This is a genomic window from Enterococcus sp. DIV0546 (assembly GCF_051712785.1).
Lineage (GTDB): Bacteria > Bacillota > Bacilli > Lactobacillales > Enterococcaceae > Enterococcus > Enterococcus faecalis.
The window spans coordinates 2396244-2414808 of the sequence record NZ_JBIOPO010000001.1 but is presented as its reverse complement, the minus strand read 5'-3'; the positions used below and the strand labels follow the sequence as shown (position 1 = coordinate 2414808).

At 36.9% G+C, this 18565-nt stretch carries 16 protein-coding genes and 1 pseudogene; 15 read left to right on the top strand and 2 right to left on the bottom strand.

Going from position 1 to position 18565, the window contains the following annotated elements; genetic code table 11:
- The first annotated feature begins 62 nt into the window (after positions 1-62).
- From IGJ24_RS11745 to IGJ24_RS11705, 9 genes are all read left to right on the top strand, one after another.
- Positions 63-1508, top strand: coding sequence for an alkaline phosphatase (locus IGJ24_RS11745; protein WP_025190623.1), 1446 nt, complete (start codon positions 63-65; stop codon positions 1506-1508).
- Positions 1509-1619: 111 nt separating this feature from the next.
- A complete protein-coding gene (locus IGJ24_RS11740) occupies positions 1620-2591 on the top strand; it encodes a dimethylarginine dimethylaminohydrolase family protein (protein WP_289865668.1) in 972 nt (323 codons plus the stop codon).
- A 425-nt stretch (positions 2592-3016) separates the two neighbouring features.
- Positions 3017-3706 carry a WxL domain-containing protein gene (locus IGJ24_RS11735; RefSeq protein ID WP_002425427.1) on the top strand — a complete coding sequence of 230 codons (690 nt, stop codon included), beginning with the start codon at positions 3017-3019 and terminating at the stop codon, positions 3704-3706.
- 87 nt (positions 3707-3793) lie between these two features.
- Positions 3794-4927 carry a DUF916 and DUF3324 domain-containing protein gene (locus IGJ24_RS11730; protein WP_289865666.1) on the top strand — a complete coding sequence of 378 codons (1134 nt, stop codon included), beginning with the start codon at positions 3794-3796 and terminating at the stop codon, positions 4925-4927.
- The gene (locus tag IGJ24_RS11725; protein ID WP_048737540.1) at positions 4908-5309 is read left to right on the top strand and encodes an LPXTG cell wall anchor domain-containing protein; all 402 of its coding nucleotides are present in this window, start codon (positions 4908-4910) and stop codon (positions 5307-5309) included. Before IGJ24_RS11730 ends, IGJ24_RS11725 begins: the two co-directional genes overlap by 20 nt.
- Before the next feature lie 46 nt (positions 5310-5355).
- A complete protein-coding gene (locus IGJ24_RS11720) occupies positions 5356-5580 on the top strand; it encodes a hypothetical protein (protein WP_002378909.1) in 225 nt (74 codons plus the stop codon).
- 165 nt (positions 5581-5745) lie between these two features.
- Complete coding sequence (locus tag IGJ24_RS11715) at positions 5746-7755, top strand: BglG family transcription antiterminator (RefSeq protein WP_048737545.1); 2010 nt, start codon at positions 5746-5748, stop codon at positions 7753-7755.
- 1 nt (position 7756) lies between these two features.
- Positions 7757-8056 (top strand): PTS sugar transporter subunit IIB, encoded by a 300-nt coding sequence (locus IGJ24_RS11710; RefSeq protein WP_142957664.1) that lies wholly within the window; start codon positions 7757-7759, stop codon positions 8054-8056.
- Between the two features lie 14 nt (positions 8057-8070).
- Positions 8071-9438 (top strand): PTS ascorbate transporter subunit IIC, encoded by a 1368-nt coding sequence (locus IGJ24_RS11705; protein WP_002355097.1) that lies wholly within the window; start codon positions 8071-8073, stop codon positions 9436-9438.
- Between the two features lie 62 nt (positions 9439-9500).
- Here IGJ24_RS11705 and IGJ24_RS11700 read toward each other — a convergent pair.
- Positions 9501-10474 (bottom strand): annotated as a pseudogene (locus tag IGJ24_RS11700) (alpha/beta hydrolase).
- 211 nt (positions 10475-10685) lie between these two features.
- On the opposite strand from IGJ24_RS11700, the gene rbsR reads away from it, so the two are divergent.
- The 5 genes from rbsR (at position 10686) to IGJ24_RS11675 (ending at position 15114) form a co-directional block, all read left to right on the top strand.
- Positions 10686-11681, top strand: coding sequence for a ribose utilization transcriptional repressor RbsR (rbsR, locus tag IGJ24_RS11695; protein WP_002365271.1), 996 nt, complete (start codon positions 10686-10688; stop codon positions 11679-11681).
- Between the two features lie 91 nt (positions 11682-11772).
- Complete coding sequence (rbsK, locus tag IGJ24_RS11690) at positions 11773-12690, top strand: ribokinase (RefSeq protein WP_025186416.1); 918 nt, start codon at positions 11773-11775, stop codon at positions 12688-12690.
- 15 nt (positions 12691-12705) lie between these two features.
- Positions 12706-13101 (top strand): D-ribose pyranase, encoded by a 396-nt coding sequence (rbsD, locus tag IGJ24_RS11685; RefSeq protein WP_289865665.1) that lies wholly within the window; start codon positions 12706-12708, stop codon positions 13099-13101.
- Between the two features lie 20 nt (positions 13102-13121).
- Positions 13122-14009: a ribose/proton symporter RbsU gene (rbsU, locus tag IGJ24_RS11680; RefSeq protein ID WP_002355103.1), complete on the top strand. Its 888-nt coding sequence runs from the start codon at positions 13122-13124 to the stop codon at positions 14007-14009.
- Between the two features lie 481 nt (positions 14010-14490).
- On the top strand, positions 14491-15114 hold the full coding sequence (locus IGJ24_RS11675; protein WP_129194230.1) for a sce7726 family protein: 624 nt from the start codon (positions 14491-14493) through the stop codon (positions 15112-15114).
- On the opposite strand, the gene IGJ24_RS11670 is transcribed toward IGJ24_RS11675, so the two are convergent.
- A complete protein-coding gene (locus IGJ24_RS11670; RefSeq protein WP_164980861.1) occupies positions 15083-16078 on the bottom strand; it encodes a beta family protein in 996 nt (331 codons plus the stop codon). The genes IGJ24_RS11675 and IGJ24_RS11670 overlap by 32 nt on opposite strands.
- 550 nt (positions 16079-16628) lie before the next feature.
- Between IGJ24_RS11670 and IGJ24_RS11665 the strand changes: the two genes are divergently transcribed.
- Positions 16629-17942 (top strand): NCS2 family permease, encoded by a 1314-nt coding sequence (locus IGJ24_RS11665; protein WP_129194232.1) that lies wholly within the window; start codon positions 16629-16631, stop codon positions 17940-17942.
- Positions 17943-18565: the final 623 nt, after the last annotated feature.

Below are 18565 nucleotides of genomic sequence, written 5' to 3'. Positions count from 1 at the left end.
ACTTAACACTTTGTTTACTTGTTATTTATCAGAAATCAACTAAGACTTGTTATAGTCAATGTATGGACAGATATGAAGGAGGAAACAAGGAAATGAAGAAAAGAGCTTTGCTAGGGGTTACCTTATTAACATTCACAACATTAGCGGGTTGTACAAATTTATCTGAACAAAAAAGCGGCGAAAAACAAACAGAAGTTGCTGAAGCGAAGGCAAATGAATCTGAAAAAGCACCAGTAAAAAATGTTATTTTTATGATTGGAGATGGCATGGGGAATCCGTATACAACGGGCTATCGCTATTTCAAAGCCAATCACTCAGACAAGCGTGTTCCTCAAACAGCTTTTGATACCTATTTGGTCGGACAGCAAGCCACTTATCCAGAAGATGAAGAAGAGAATGTCACTGATTCAGCGTCCGCAGCGACAGCGATGGCTGCTGGAGTGAAAACCTACAATAATGCTATTGCACTCGATAATGACAAGTCCAAAACAGAAACAGTGCTCGAACGTGCGAAAAAAGTGGGGAAATCAACGGGGCTTGTAGCAACATCTGAAATAACACATGCAACCCCTGCTGCATATGGCGCCCATAATGTTTCACGCAAAAATATGGCAGAAATCGCCGATGACTATTTTGATGATCAAATCGACGGACAACACAAAGTCGATGTGTTACTTGGCGGTGGCTCCGAATTATTTGCGCGGAAAGATCGTGATTTAGTCAAAGAATTTTCCAAAGCGGGTTATGGTCATGTCACAGACAAAAAGTCGTTAAATGAGAACCAAGACGACAAAATTTTAGGCTTGTTTGCACCAGGCGGGCTACCTAAAATGATTGACCGAACGGAAGAAGTCCCTTCATTAGCTGATATGACAGAAGCGGCTCTTCAACGATTAGATAAAAATGAAAAAGGTTTCTTTTTAATGGTTGAAGGTAGTCAAATCGATTGGGCCGGGCATAGCAATGATATTGTTGGCGCGATGAGCGAAATGCAAGACTTCGAAGCGGCGTTTGAAAAGGCCATCGATTTTGCCAAAAAAGATGGTGAAACATTGGTGGTTACAACTGCAGATCATTCAACAGGGGGCTTGTCTTTAGGCAAAGGAGATCAATACAACTGGTTGACGGAGCCTTTACATGCGGCAAAACGCACGCCTGATTTCATGGCAGAAGAAATTATTAAAAATGGTAATGTGGAAAAAACAGTGACTGAGTATATTGATTTTCAATTAAGTGAGGCTGAATTGAAAGCAGTGAAAACAGCGGCGGAGTCAAAAGATGTTGAAAAAATCGCTCAGGCATTAAGAAAGATTTTTGATGAACGTTCGAATACTGGTTGGACTACTGGCGGACACACAGGAGAAGATGTAAATGTCTATGCTTATGGCCCACAAGCAGAAGCTTTTTCAGGACAAATTGATAATACAGACCAAGCGAAGATTATTTTTGGCTTAGTAGATGGCACCGGGCAAAAAGCTGAGATTAAAGATAAAGGTATTGGCAAATAACAAAATGAAGAAAAAGCAGAACGTATAGAAGTTCTGCTTTTTCTTCATTGAAGGCATAAAAATTTTATCTCTGTTATAATGAAGGTAACCAGATAAAAGTGAGGTCAAATAATGAAAAAAATGCATGTTGAAAGTGAATTTGCACCGTTACGTTCAGTTGTTTTAGCACAATCGCAATTTTGTTTACCAGATAAATTTGATGAAGCGGATACGACTTTTTTAACAGAGGAAAATGCCCGTTTAACACAGAATAATGAAGGGCGCGATTTAGCAGACTTTGCACCAGAACAACAAGTGCGTTGGGAAAAAGAAAAAGAAGTCATGCAAGGAGTATTAGAATCTTATGGCGTAGAAGTATTTCGTCCGCGTTTATTGACAACCTATGAAAAAGAACATGGCAAGGAATTGGGCGTAGGATATAGTAACTTCTTTTCACGAGACCCTTTTTTTACAATTGGCAATCTCTTAATAGAAGGAAACTTAAGATTTCAACACCGTCGACAAGAAATTTTACCAATTCGTCCGATTATTCAGCAGTGGACACAAGAAGCAGAAGGCTATTATTTTGCTGCGCCACAACCTGACATTTCTGAAGGGGCTTTAAGTGAAGCAGGTCCCTTTATTGAAGGCGGCGATGTTTTAGTTCTAGGAACAATAATTTTTGTGGGCTACTCTGGCTTGGCAAGTAACCTAGCAGGAATTCAGTGGTTAGCCAATATGATTGGTCATTTTGGTTATGAAGTGGTGCCGGTTCGGTTACATCCTCATATTCTCCACTTAGATTGTGCGTTAAGCTTGTTGAGAGAAGGCTTGATGATTGTTTGTGAAGAGGCCTTTTTGGATGGACTTCCTGCGCAATTAGCCAACTGGGAAAAAATTCACGTTACTTTGCAAGAAGCAGCGTATTTAGTGACAAATGGTCTACCGCTTAACGAAGAAACGTATATAACGGACCAATCGTTTACAACCTTAATTCCTCAAATAGAAGCAAAAGGTATCAAAGTTGAGGCAATTGATTACCATGTTTCTAGAATGTTAGGTGGTTCTTTCCGTTGTACAACGCAAGCTTTGATTAGAGAATAGTCAGCGAGTGATTATCAATTTTCGTAAGAAAAAATGTACGTTTTGTCTATGAAAACGATATAATTTTAGTTTTCACTATTTTTTTTAAAAATATTGAGGAAATTTTGATTTAATAAATGCGAGAAAACGTCAAAATGTTAGTGTTTGTTACTAATGTTTTGACGTTTTCTCGCTGTTTTTTTATAAAATTACCACTTTATATATGAAAAAAAACAATATCTTTTTTGAAAATTACGTTTTCAAAGACACAAAAAGTCGTTGGAACCTTGCTGTTATAGTAAATTCATTTTTTTTGCATGAGGTGTTTAAAATTTGAAATCACAAGCAGTCTTTTTTTCGCTATACTTAGTTTACGTTCTACTGAGATAGAAAAGTTTTTCACTTTTTTATTCATTAATTAACCAAGATATAAAGGAGAGAGTAAAATGAAGAAAAAAACATTGGTAACTTTATTTGCAGGAACGGCAATTTTAGGGGCAAGCATTGCTCCTGCAGCAGCACATGCAACAACGACTGGTACAACACCAGCAAACGTAGAGATGACAAGTGGTTCATTACCAGGCGGTACGGGTGATGGAGATGACGGAAGCACACAAGAGCCAGGACCAGGTACGAATACTAACTTTGATTTGTTATATGTTCCAACAGAATTCAAATTTGCTTCGACAGAAGTTAGTTCTGATTTATCAGCGATTTCGTTAGATGCGACAGGTACTCAAACAAAACGTTATGGTGTCGGAGATGTTCGTGGAACACAAGCGGGTTGGTCAGTTACTGCAGGCGTTGCTGAAATGAAAAACGGTACTGCTACGTTAGAAGGTTCAATTACCTTTGCACAAACAGGAGCAGTAGCGAAATACGATGAAACAGCAAAAACATACTCACGTGATGTAGCTGCCTTTGCAGCAGATCCAGGAAGTCCTGAATTTGCTGGAACAACTATTCCAGTAGGTGGAGCAGCTGTATCAATTGCTACAGCAGCAGTTGGTAAAGGTCAAGGTACATGGGATTCTGAATTATCAAATGTAAAATTAAACATTACAACACCTAGTTCACAAATTACAAATGGTGCGTATACAGGTAACGTAACTTGGACATTAGTGGCTGCGCCATAAACAGTTACTAACGAGAATACTGCATTACTAGAAAAGGAGCTGCGCAGTGGTGCACGGCTCCTTTTCGATACATAGGAGGAACAAATAATGAAGACAATGCGCTGGCTAATCGTCACAATTTTTATTTGTGTGATGGCATTAAGCATCCCTTCTGCTGTACAAGCAGAAGAAGCGGATGACAACATGAATACAAAATTTACAGTTAAACCCAATATTCCTGAGAATCAAGCGAAAAATACGCAATCCTACTACGATCTCATTGTAAAACCAGGACAGAAACAAGAAGTCGAATTATCATTAATTAATAAAACAGATGAAGAATTGACGATTGATTTAAATTTGGCGAATGCTGTGACGAATGACAATGGTTTAATTGTGTACAATGATTTCGAGAAAAAACCAGATTCAAGTTTAAAAGTACCCTTGACAACATTAATTAAATTACCTGAGGAACATGTAAAAGTTCCCGCTAAGAAAACCGTAACAGCTAAAATGACTGTCGAAATTCCAGCGAATGGTTTCCAAGGATTAGTTTTGGGTGGTGTTTATGCTTCGCTTGCAGAAGATGAAAAGGAAGAAAAAGGAAAATCAACGGGTTTAACCAGTCGATATGGATTTAATGTAGCAATTGCTTTACGAATGTCAGAAGATACACCGATGTATCTAGCAGAGACTCTTCAATTAGTTAAATTAGTTCCGACCATTGCTTTAGGAAATAAATCGGTCCAAGCGGTTATTCAGAATCCGACATCCGCTATTTTTCCTGAAGTACGTTTAGAAGGAAAAGTAACGAAAAAAGGCGAAACGAAAGAATATGCCAAACGGATTTTACCAAGTGTTCGTTTTGCACCAAATTCGACGATGAACTTCCATTTAGATTTCGGGAAAGAAGATGTTCGTCCAGGAACCTATATTTTTGAAGGAAAAGCGGTCTTGAAAGAAGATGAACAACAAGTGTGGCCGTTTAAGCAAGAATTTACCATCAGTAGTCAAGAAGCCAAAAAATTAAATAAAGAAGCAGTAGTGAAATTGGTCCTACCGACTTGGTGGAATCAAGCTTTTTATGGCTTGTTAGCTGCAACAATTGTGAGTCTAATTCTAGCTATTTGGCGTTTTACGCAACAGAAAGCAACACTGAAACAACAAGCCTATTTACAACAAGAAAAACAGGCAGCCTTGAAAAATAGACAAGGAGCACGCTATGATGACAATGAAAAGTAAAGGGTCACTTCTGGTGACATTGGGAATACTTTTAACCGTCAGCATTGCGATTCTGACCGCTTCTTCTGAGAGCTTTGCAGAAGAAGCGGGACAAACGAATATCGGTGTGACGTTTTATGGAGGGAAGGCACCCCTAAGAACGAAAGGTGGCACTAAGTCAACAGAACAACCAGTCACTAATAAAGATAAAAAAACGTCACAACAACAAGACAAAGTGAGCAGAAAAACCACTGCTAAAACGAATCCGACTAATGCACAGACGTCATTACCAAGGACAGGTGAACGAAATAGCACGTGGCTTTACAGCCTTGGTATTGCATGTTTACTCGTAGTACTAACAAGTTTCTATTATTTGAATAAAAAAAGGAAAAAGGAAAAATAATGTGCTGTTTTTATAAACAGAGTCAATTGTAGAAGGAGGAATATAGATGGAGATTACGATGTGGATTTGGATTTGTGCTGGCTTGGCCGTCCTTTGTTTTGCTTTATTTTTACTGTTCTTAGTAAATAGCATGAATTTTGTTCATCAAGCAAAGCCTAAGCAGTCTTTAGTAAAACAATCAATGTTTAGTTGGCTGCTTCTGGTGATGTGTGGTGGCTGGGTAGCAATAGCTATCTTGCTGAATATCGCATTACAAACACAATTAACATAAAGAAAACCCGTTGTAAGTTTTTAAGAAACTTGCAACGGGTTTTTGTTAACTTTAAAATAAAGAACGGTACAATTTATCAAAAAAGTACAGTAGACATTTGTACCCAACTTAGATAGAAAATAAAGCGCTATCATTATATGATGATTACAGGAGGAGGACACAGCTGTGAATTATAAAATAAGTTATCTCCTTGACGAGTATGCAGGGCAAAAAATTGCGCTCTCTTTGGCTCAACAAATAACCGATCTTTCGCAACGAGAATTAGTGACACAACTTTCGACAATAGGCGGAGCAGTTCAACAGAATACCGTCAGCATTCCAAACCTTTCCGCAAATGAATGGGGAAAACAACTTTTTCAACAACGTCAAGTGATTTATAGCGAAACAGAAAGACAAGCACTTATTTTTTTACTCACTTATTCAGAAATCGAAGAACTATCGGTGTATCATTACCAAAATTTTTTAGATGTTTCGAAAGGTACTATTTTAGCGGACATCAAAAAAGTACGACACCAACTAGCAACTGAAAACATTGCTTTATCCTACGAACGAAAACGAGGGTTTTACCTAGAAGGAGATGAATTTCGGATTCGTCGTTTCGGGAAAAATTGGCTTGCCCGCCTCTTACAACAAAAGTCGGGCACCTTCGCTTTATTTTGCTGGCTCAGTCAGCATCAAATGAGCCAATACGCAAAAATGCGTGACGGCATTCAATTAGCCGTCCAGGAAGCGCAGCTTCAACTGGTACCCAGCAGATTGGATGAAATTAGTTACTTTCTTGCTTTTTCTCAAAAAAGATTAGGCAAATATGGAACAGTCGTCTGGCCTGAGAACCAGTTAATTCAGTCCTTACGCGCTTATCCCGTCAGTCGTCGTATTTTAAGTGATTTAGTTGGGCCAGTGGCGAATGTAGAAACTGAGAGTCTTTTTTTCACGATTTGTTTAATGACAGCCTTGCAAGGAGAATTGCGAGATACGAAGTTAGAGTTTTTATTAGATATTTCTGGTGAAATTATTCGGAAAATGGAATTGTTGGCCGTTGTTCAATTTGAACAGCCTCGTGAATTGCTCATGAATGTGTATTATCATCTGGTTCCTGCCTATTTTCGGATTAACTATGGCTTTTACTTGCCGAATGTTTTAATCAAGGATATTCGACAATCGTATCGGTCGCTTTATCATCTTTGTGAACAAGCGTTAACTCCTTTAGAAAAATTAACGAAACGGTCAATCCCGTCAGAGGAAATCGGTTTTTTTACCATATTATTTGGTGGAGAAATTTTCGGCCAAAAAAATGAGCAGCGGCAAGAAAAGCTAAAAGCGCTAATTGTTTGTCCCAGTGGTATCAGTTCTTCGTTGATTTTGCAATCGGAATTGCGTCGGCTATTTCCAATGATTGAATTTAAAGAAACGAATGCGGTGAGGGAAATAGAGAATGTATCTGAAAAAAGCTATGACATCATTTTCTCAACGGTCCCTATTGAAACAGCCAAAAAGGTTTATCTTACCAAGCCCATTATGAGCTCTTTGGAGAAAAATCAATTGATGCACCAAGTTCAATCAGATTGGCTATTGCCAGGTATTTCCATGCCAGATGTTAAAGATATTTTAGATGCGTTAAAACCTTATATTTCCTTAAAAAAAGGAGTCACAGAAGCGCAGTTATATCGTGTCTTGCATCGTAAAATGAACAAAATTTTAGAAAAAGAGGAGGATCTGCGTCCAATGTTATCGGAATTATTAACAACAGAAACAGTCCAAGTCCTGCCTGAAGTTGCAGACTGGCGAGCGGGAATTACAGAAGCTGCCAAGCCGTTATTAAAAAATGGCAGTATTACGGAAAAGTACATTGATGCGATGATTCAAAAAGTCGAATCGTTTGGGCCATTTATCCATATCTGTCCAGACGTAGCATTGCCTCATGCGCGACCAGAAGATGGCGTTAATCAGTTAGGCATGTCATTACTAAAAATCCAAAAAAGTGTCGATTTATTAGAAGATCCTAAGCATGAAATTCACCTTTTTATTTGTTTAGCTGCTTCAGATAACGAAACACATTTACGGGCCTTATCTAGTCTGACAAAAATTCTATCAAAAAAAGAATCATTACATCGCTTAGTGGCGGCTGAAACCGTCCCAGAAATACTATCAATTATCCAAGAAGGAGAGAAATAAGATGAAGATTTTTACAGTTTGTCAAAGTGGTTTAGGAACAAGTTTTATGGTGCAAATGAATATCCAACAAATTTTAGAGGAAGTCGGTGTTGATACAGATAATTTTCAAATTGATCACACAGATGTCGGGAGTGCCAGTGGTGATATGGCTGATTACTTCTTTGTCGAAAAAACATTGCAAGATGCTTTAGGGTCAATTCCTGCTGAAAAAATCATTCCTTTAAATGCGATTATTGATTACGAGGAAACGAAGGAGAAAGTCTTGAAAGTTTTAGATGACAATGGCATTGCACATCAATAAGAAGGAGGAAAAACATGGAAACTTTATTGAATTTATTTGTTTCAATTGTTAGCCAGCCAGCGATTCTGGTTTCATTAATTGCTTTGTTGGGATTAGTTTTACAGAAAAAGAAATTTTCTGATGTTGTTCAAGGAACGTTGAAAACATTCGTCGGCTTCTTAGTTTTAATTGGTGGCGCAGGGCTATTGGCGAACTCATTAACGCCCTTTGCGGAGATGTTCCAAACCGCATTAAATACACAAGGCGTGGTACCTAGTAATGAAGCAGTTGTAGCGATTGCCTTGCAACAATATGGGACACCAACTGCTCTGATTATGTTGGTGGGCATGGTTGTTAATATTCTGTTGGCGCGTTTTACACGTTTTAAATATATCTTTTTGACAGGTCAAGCGATGATGTACGTTTCGTGTTTGACAGCCGTTATTTTAGTGGGGGCCGGTTTTAGCGTTAGTTTACCAATGATTCTTTTAGGTGGTTTATTTGAAGGAACTTTATTAACAGTGACACCTGCTCTTTGTCAGCCCTTTATGAAACAAATTACTGGAAATGATAAAGTAGCAATGGGGCATACAGGGAATATTGGTTATGCGGCAAGTGGCTTTATTGGAAAAGTCTTTGGGAATAAAGAAAAGTCAACGGAAGATATTAAAATTCCTAAAAGTTTTGGTTTTTTAAGAGACTCAACCATCTCAATTATGATTTTGATGTCGATTGTCTATGTGATTTTGGCTTTGCTGGCTGGGACAGGCTATGTCGAGCATGAGTTAAGCAATGGCGAAAATGCGATTATCTTTTCATTAATTCAAGCAGGAACCTTTACGGCTGGTTTCGTAGTGGTTTTACAGGGTGTGCGGATGGTTTTAGGAGAAATTGTGCCAGCTTTCCAAGGAATTGCTAAAAAATTAGTGCCTAATTCTAAACCAGCACTTGATGTTCCCATTATCTTTCCTTATGCGCCAAATGCTGTCTTGATTGGGTTCTTTGTGAGCTTTATTGTGGGAACTATTTCAATGTTAGCGATGGTTGGTCTGAATACCACCGTGATTATACCAGGCGTTGTTGGGCACTTTTTCTGTGGTGCCGCGGCAGGTGTTTTTGGAAATTCCACAGGGGGACGTCGGGGAGCGATTTTAGGGGCTGCGTTTAATGGCTTATTAATTAGTTGGTTACCGTTATTCATTTTACCAGTCTTGGGTGATCTACAGTTAGCATCCTCAACGTTTGCGGATACGGATTATTTAATCCCAGGCCTATTTTTAGGCAAATTAGGTGAGGCAGGTCCGAGTCTTTTAGTAGGAGGAATCATTGCTTTTGTAGTGGTTGTTCTTTTGGCTAGCGCTGTTTTGACTATGCGGGAGAAAAAAGTCGCCGAAGAAAACTAAGTGTTTTGTTCTAAAAAGGCAAGTGGGACAGAAGTCGTTTTGACTTCTGTCCCATTTGCCTTTTACCATTGTTCTTGGATAAATTGTGCAATTTGTTTCCGCGCTTGTCGTCCTTCTGGCAAGTACTGTTTCATTGCGAAAACGTGTTGCATGCCAGGCACCAATCGGCAAGTATCTTGTGGTCGTGGCCCTAATTGTTTTAAAAATTGGTGATAGGAAGGGCAAAAAACTTCATGTGTGCCGCCCACGAAAAAAAGTGGCGGAAATTTTTGATAATCAAAGGACAAGCAATTTAAAGAAAGCGTGGAGTGATTGGCTGTGTCGTCAATCTCTTGGGCAATTAATTGTAAATAGTTCATGCCAATCATTTTGTCCTTTTTTTGATAACTTTTGGCAACGGGAATGTCTAAATGTCCATCTAACCAAGGAGAAATTAAAACAGCAGCTTTGGGTAAGCGTTCAGGGAAATCGATGGCTAAATTCTGCAATACGTTTAAAACCAATGTACCACCAGCAGAATCACCTAATAAAATAACATCTTCGGGATCATAATGCTGTAAAATTTCTTGGTAAGCAGCATAGCAATGATTATAAATATCAGCAAAAGACTTATTTGGTGCTAATGGATATACAGGGATAAAATAATCTGTTGCAAAAGAGAGATCTTCAATTAGTTTATAACTAAAGTCTAATTGGCTATAGGCGAGATTCAATGTAAAGCCCCCACCATGCAGGTACAGTACAGCTTTCTTGGTAGGCGCAATAACGGAGTTTGACATGCGATACATCGTAGGAAATTGAGTCGTTTCTTGAAGAGGAAAAAGATGACGTAAATGTTTTGGCAAAGTTACTTGTTCATTTAATGATCGTTGCCAATGATAAAAAGCCTTGGTGACTTTCGGATTTCGTTCAAGTCGAGCAATTTGGGAAAGACGTAAAGAATCTTCAAAAAGACAGGCTTTTAAGGATTTTTGACGAGAACGTGCGTGAAACAAATATGGCTAGCTAACAACAAACCAATCGATTTCTTTTTCAATTAAGGCCCTCCATTCAGCAAAAAGTAAATCATTTTTTCTACAGTATAACATTTTAAAAGTAGAACAACGAAATTTGTTGAAGGGATGAAAGGACGGTTTAAACGAATGTACGTATTTATTTGTGGTTGCGTAAAGTAAATGATTGTAGTAAATTAAATGAGATTAAGAGGTCCGGTGAATGTGCGCGTTCACGGCAAGGAGAGAAGTAGGATGACAAATAAAAAGGTTACAATTAAAGATGTTGCCAATGACTCAGGGGTCTCCATTACTACCGTTTCACAAATTTTAAACGGGAATGGGGCACGGTTTAGTGGGAAAACGGTCGAAAAAGTATTGGCTGCAAAAGAGCGATTAAACTATCAGCCCGACTATTTTGCGCAACGTATGGTGATGAAAAAAAGTAAGACGATTGGCGTAATCGTACCTGATATTACTAATCCATTTTTCGCGCAATTGATTCGAGGAATTGAAAGTGTTTTATACAAAGAAAATTTTATACTGATGTTATGCAATGCGGACCAAGACGTTACAAGAGAACATGAATATTTAACAGAGTTGATTCGTCGTAGTGTCGATGGCTTTGTGATTGCAAGTTCTGAAATTTCCAATCAAACGATTAATGAAACGCTACGTGCGAAAAAGATTCCGTTTATTGTACTTGACCAAAAAAAAGCAGAAGGCTTTAGCGATGCTGTTTTGACAGACGATTATAGAGGTGGGCAACTAGCAGCAAAACATTTACAAGAGCAACGACATAAACAGGTCGTCGTGGTAATGCCACCACATGCGCCAGTCAATATTCAGCAACGGTTAAAAGGTTTTTGTTCTGTTTATACGGAAAAGGTCCAGTTGATCGAAACAGAATTATCAAAAATCGGTGGCTACCAAGCTGTCCCCGAAATTTTAAAAACAGAGAGCACCGGAATTTTTGCTATCAATGATGAAATTGCTTTTGGTTTATATCGAGGATTAGCAGAAGCGGGCAAAAAAATTCCTGAGGATTATAGTATTATTGGTTATGACAATGTTGATATGTGCGAGTATGTTTCGCCGCCGCTAACAACAATTGCTCAACCTGTTTTTCAATTGGGGCAAACTACGGCGACTTTATTATTGGAAAGAATCCATCAGCCTGCAAAAGATTGGGAGGAGCAAACCTTGCCTGTCCAACTGATTGAACGATTTTCGACAGCACCCTTGAAATAGCTTTCAAGGTGTGCTATATTTTTGTTGTGGAATTAAAACGTTTTACTAAAACGTTTTAATTAGAATGAAAAAATAAATTTTATTGAGGTGGATGAAAATGAACGCGGTTACAATTATCGGAAGTATCAATTTAGACACAACATTAAGAGTCAAAGAAATGCCAAAACCAGGCGAAACAATTCACGCCATTGAACATTTTACAGCGGGTGGTGGTAAAGGAGCAAACCAAGCAGTTGCAGCGAAACGTTCAGGCGCAGAAACATATTTTATTGGTGCTGTGGGAAATGATGGCGCTGGAGCTATTATGACTGATTTAATGAGTCAAGATGAAATTAATTTAACTGGGGTCACCACTTTAGAGAAAACAGCTACTGGCCAAGCCTTTATTATGGTAGATAACGCTGGTGAAAATAGCATTATGATTTACGCAGGAGCCAATAACGCCTTTACGCCAAAACAAGTCCAGGAACATCAAGAAATTATTGAAAAAAGTGATTTTGTGATTGCCCAATTTGAAAGTGCGATTGATAGTACGATTGCAGCGTTTAAAATTGCTAAAAAAGCAGGCGTCAAAACGATTTTAAATCCCGCACCTGCGTTAGAACAAGTTCCTGAAGAATTACTAAACGTGACAGATATGATTGTACCAAATGAAACAGAAACTGAAATTTTAACAGGCATTAAAATCACAGATGAAGCGAGTATGCGTAAAGCCGCAGAAGCACTTCATCAATTAGGGATTGAAGCAGTAATTATTACAGTAGGTAGTAAAGGCGCCTTTTATGACGTCAATGGACGAAGTGGTATTGTGCCTGCTTTTAAAGTGAAAGCGGTTGATACAACGGCTGCTGGCGATACTTTTATTGGCGCATTAAGTAGTATATTAGAAAAAGATTTTAGCAATTTGGAAGAAGCTATTCGTTATGGAAACAAGGCGTCCTCGTTGACTGTTCAACGTTTTGGAGCCCAACCTTCGATTCCTTATCAACACGAATTGGCAGACAAATAAAAAGGAGCGAGCGACATGAAAAAAACAAAAGTTATTAATTCAGATATTTCCCGCGTTATCGCACAAATGGGTCATTTTGATAAATTAAGTATTGGTGATGCAGGCATGCCAGTGCCTCGGACTACAGAAAAAATTGATTTAGCAGTTACTAATGGTGTCCCTAGTTTTATGGAAGTTTTAAACAATGTCCTTGAGGAATTGGCAGTTCAACGAATTTATTTAGCAGAAGAAATTAAAACAGAAAATCCTGACATGTTGGCATCAATTAAAACTCGTTTACCAGAAACTCCCATCAGTTTTATTCCTCATACAGAAATGAAACAAGAATTAAACAACTGCCATGCCTTTATTCGGACAGGGGAAATGACCCCATACGCAAATATTTTATTAGAAAGTAACGTTGTCTTTTAAACGAGAGAGGGGAAATAGAGATGAATGCGACTGCATTGTTAATCGGTTTAGGACCGCTTCTAGGTTGGGGGCTTTTCCCAACAATCGCTTCCAAAATTGGTGGTCGTCCAGTAAATCAAATTCTCGGTACCAGTTTAGGAACATTGATTTTTGCCGCTATTTTTTCAATGATTAATGGTTTGGCTTTTCCAGCGGGCATGGATTTATTCTTTTCAATTTTATCTGGTGTCGGTTGGGCCTGTGCGCAAATCATTACGTTTAAATGCTTCACGATGATTGGTTCATCACGTGCCATGCCAGTAACGACCGCGTTCCAACTTTTAGGTGCTTCTCTCTGGGGTGTCTTTTTCTTAGGAAACTGGCCAGGTGCGACAGCCAAATTGTTAGGCGCATTTGCCTTAGTGTTAATCATGATTGGTGCCAAAATGACGGTCTGGTCGGAAACGGAGTCCGCTGAGAGTGCTGGGATTATGAAAAAAGCAGTTCTTCTATTAGCCGTTGGTGAAATCGGCTATTGGGCGTACTCTGCAGCACCCCAAGCGACGGCAATTGATGGCATGCATGCCTTTTTACCACAAGCAATAGGCATGGTAATTGTCGCAGTTATTTACTCAGCGGTTGTCACTATTAAGGGTGGGGAAACATCCCCATTTATAGAAGCTGTTTCTTACAAACAAATTTTTTCAGGCTTTTTCTTCGCCTTTGCAGCGTTAACTTATTTAATTTCAGCGCAGCCAGATATGAACGGCTTGGCAACTGGCTTTATTCTATCCCAAACATCAGTTGTGCTTGCAACGTTGACAGGTATTTGGTTCTTAGGTCAAAAGAAAACAGCCAAGGAAATGACCGTAACGATTATCGGCTTAGTTTTGATTTTGGCAGCAGCTACGATCACAGTGATGATTTAAGTAAAGCCAAGCTAGACGTCTTGGTTTCGAGAAGTAAGAAGGAATTTCGGTGGAGCTACTTCTATTCAGCTAATTATTTAAAATATATAGAGTAGGGCATAATTCGTTTCGAATTATGCCCTACTCTATATGAAAATAAAGAAGGTTTATAATAGGCGTACTAGTAGTTCCTGAAAATGCAGCAACTTCTTTAATAGATATATCAGATTGAGGAAATAAACTTTCGTGTGTATGTCTTAATAGTATGATATGAAGTTATACTAATTCTGCGATTATTAGAAGATATTTTAAATACATTAATGAGTATATTTCTAAGTTTATCTTCTACTATTTTTTAGATATGCTGAACAAAAGAGCAATATCTAAGGATTTCCACTGCAAAACTAAAATTTACTTAGCATGAATGAAAATTAGGTGAATTTAGAATTCTCTTAAAAACAATGAAAGTCAAGACTTGACCTAAATTAAATGGACAACTAAAATGGATAAAGAATACCTCATGTTTAAAAGAAGTTTAAGTAAAGGATTGAAAAAAATGAATTTAACTGATGCTGATATAAGAGAAGCACTCATTCAAAAATTAAAGATGGAAAATACTAAAAAGAGTTATAGGATTATTGAAGAGTTTGTAATTTGTAACGGTGAAGCGAGAGCGGATGTAGCAATAGTAAATGGTATAATGAAAGGGTTTGAAATTAAAAGTGATGTTGACTCGCTTTTAAGGTTACCTAATCAGATTGAAAAGTATGATGCTACTTTTGATAAGTGTACAATTGTGGTTGGCTATAAATTTAGAAAAAAAATAGAAAATTTAATACCAGAACACTGGGGAATACTATGTGCATATAAAAATCGGTTTGGAAAAGTTTCTTTAAAAAATATTAGATCAGCAACATTTAACAAAAATGTTACAAATAAAGCTTTACTAGATTTGTTATGGAGTAGTGAGATTAAAAGTTTTCTAAAAAACAACAAAATTAGAGGTTATTCAAATAAAAATAAATTTCAGTTAATTGAATTAATGGATGCTAATTTTAGATTGCCTGTGGTAAAAAGTTTTACAAGGGAAACTCTTAAAAATCGTCAAGATTGGCGCATTGCATAACAGTTACCTCAATGTGGTGGTTTGTACCGATAGATCTCCATGTAGTGGAATTACCACCTCTTCCTTTTACTCCATTCGCGATATCACTAACAGTCATGTCTCCCCATGAATAGTCTTTTCCAAAAAATTCTTGTCTTTCTATCAGTTTCTTACATACTTCTTGAACATTTTCATAAGAAAAACCTCCTGTTTTTGAAGTTTTTCCTTTGTAAACTAAATAACTATCATATAAAGTGTAACGAACATTAAATGATACTTGCATACCCAATATATATTCAAATAACTCCCAGTGATTTACACAATAATCGCTATAGATAAAAGGTATTTCAAACTTTTCGCTAACTAATTTATAGTATTCTATTTCCAGTCTTGGGAGCGCTATGAATTGTTCCTTTTCTATTGCTAAAGTCTTTGGAAATGATCCAGAAGAAATAATTATATTTTTAAATAAATCTAAATTTGCAATCTGATTTAGGCAGTATACTGTACTTCCAGCTTGTTTTTTATAGTTAGCTTCATTTATTTCTTGAGCATCTATTATGATGTCTGTTTGTTTTGAATCTAACATATTTCTTAGTTGAGAAAATTCATTTTGGAAATCTTCTTCAAAAAACTCATCAACCGTTATTCTAATTGCAACTCTATTATTAGCAGCTTGAAGTACTTTGCGTATTCTTTCTTCTTCATAGGATAAATGTAAGACGGGAATCATAAAGTTAAAATCTTGATTCATGATCCAGGAATCAAATATACCTTCTTCTATACCTTCTGATACGGCTTCAATTGGAAAGTCTAAATAGTATGATTGATTTAGCCAAAATTTTTCAATACTAAATTTAGCTGGTGTATCTATGTGCTCTATAGGAATCTCAAGAATAGGTCTTACTTTTTTGATAGTTTCCTTTTTTAAATGGAATAAGGCATCTTTTTCTCCTTGTTTTGCCTTTAATATTGGTACGTACATAACTACTCCTTCCTTTATTTGAACAACCTCTATAATATATTTTACCATTAATTTTCTAAAAAACTAAATAAATTTAAGTGTTGATTATTTTTTTTTTGGAAATGTTGTTTAGAAATTGTGATTGTAAGTTGTTTACTTTAAAAATTGAAACTTAAATAAAAGTTCAATTGAACTGTTACAGACTGATGGATTTATCTGAGTTTTTAGTAAAAACTAAATGTGTTTAAGTAATAACTACTTATTGAAAAAAGCTATTATATCAAGTGAAATTTAGATTATTCGTGCTTAATAATAGCTCTTTAAAACAGCACATTGTTTCATTAAAAAAATTGAATTTTTCACAATTGTTGTAATAAATTCTTAAGTTTGAGACAAAAATCCGAAGTGATTTTTGTCTCAAACTTTTTTCGTGATTGTTCGTTTTTTACAGAATTTAGAATTTGATATTTACTTATTTGTTGGTTTATTATATGATTAAACACGTTGTTTCATTAATAAATTGAATATTTTACGAACATTGTAAAATATTTAGATTTTAGGAGGACGGAACATGAAAGAAAAAATAAGTTCATATTTTGAACTTGAACAATTGAATACGAATATGAAACGAGAAATGTTAGCTGGTTTCACCACATTTATCTCAATGGCGTATATTTTGTTCGTTAATCCAACCGTACTTGGTGCTTCTGGCATGGACGAAGGCGCTGTTTTTACTGCCACCGCTTTAGCGAGTGCCTTAGGTTGTATTTTAATGGGTGTGTTGGCGAAATATCCGATTGCGACAGCACCAGCTTTAGGAATTAATGCATTCTTTGCTTATTCAGTCTCTGTTGGTATGGGGATTCCTTGGCAAACGACATTAGCAGGCGTTTTTGTGGCTTCATTGATATTTATTTTAATTACAATTTTTAAATTACGCGAGCTAATTATTGATGCAATTCCTGCAGACTTGAAATTTGCTATTTCAGGTGGGATCGGGTTGTTTATTGCTTTTCTTGGTTTAAGCCAAGGTGGCTTAATTGTGGCTAATGATGCGACACTCGTTGGCTTAGGACCTTTGAACGTTGGCTCAACGTGGGTCACCATTGTCGGCTTAGTCGTAACTGCAATTTTGTTAGTTCGTCGAGTACCGGGTGGTATTTTTATTGGGATGGCGATTTCAACGATTGTTGGTTTAGCGACAGGGGTTATTCCAATGCCTGATAAGATTATTTCAAGCGCGCCAAGTTTAGAACCAACATTTTTAGTGGCGTTAGGACATGTGAAAGATATCAATACGATTCAAATGTGGGTCGTGGTTTTAACGTTCCTATTAGTAACATTCTTTGATACCGCTGGTACGTTGGTGGGCTTAGCCAATCAAGCAGGTTTTATGAAGGACAATAAAATGCCGCGTGTGGGGAAAGCTTTAGCCGCTGATTCAACAGCGATGTTAGCTGGTTCTCTATTAGGGACATCACCAGTTGGCGCGTATGTCGAATCATCTGCGGGGATTGCTGTGGGTGGTCGTTCAGGAATCACAGCTATTACAACCGGGATTTTATTTATTTTCAGTTTGCTATTTTCTCCTTTGTTAGCAGTTGTCACTTCGCAAGTTACAGCACCAGCGTTGATTATTGTTGGTGTTTTGATGGCACAATCCTTAAGCAAAATTAAATGGAACGAGATGGAAATTGCGATTCCTTCCTTCTTAATCTTGTTAGGAATGCCATTGACATACAGCATTTCAGATGGGATTGCCTTAGGCTTTATCTTCTATCCAATTACAATGATTGCGGCAAAACGTGGGAAAGAAGTTTCGCCAATTATGTATGGCTTGTTCTTTGTTTTTGTCGGATTCATGTGGATCCTGAATGTGCAATAAGCAAGAGAGAAAGTTATCAAATAGTTGATTCATAAGACAATGAACTTATGAATCAACTATTTTTTTTCGACTAAGCACTAGAAAAACGCCCCTTATTTGATGTATAATTTGCAAAGACATTGACCTGTGAAGATACAGGAACAGAGAGGAATTAATTGAGTGAAGTATACAGAAATTATGATTTCAGGTAGTAGTTTCTGCTGAAATGTATTGAGAATACTGGTTTTTAATGTCTTTTTTCGTACAGTAAATAAGTTCAAAAAGCAATGATTGTTAGCTCTTGTGTTAGCGGTTGTTGCTTTTTAAATACTTAAATATGTTTTGTTATTAAACAATATGCTTTCCTTATAGTAAGTATCAATTCATAAAACTAGGTATTCACAATTGTTATTAAAGAGGTAAAATCCGAAAATATGCGAATATGCATTGTATATTATAATTTTAATGTGATAAAATAAATATTTTAAAAATTATTTTTGTTAGAATTTTCATTGATATAAAAATAGAAAAATTAATGATAGTTGTTTTGTTATTAATTTTTTTGTTTTTGTTGTCTAATCAAAGAATTTTAGATTTTTCAGTATAAAAATACGTTTTTTAATTAGAATAAGATGAGTTTTTGC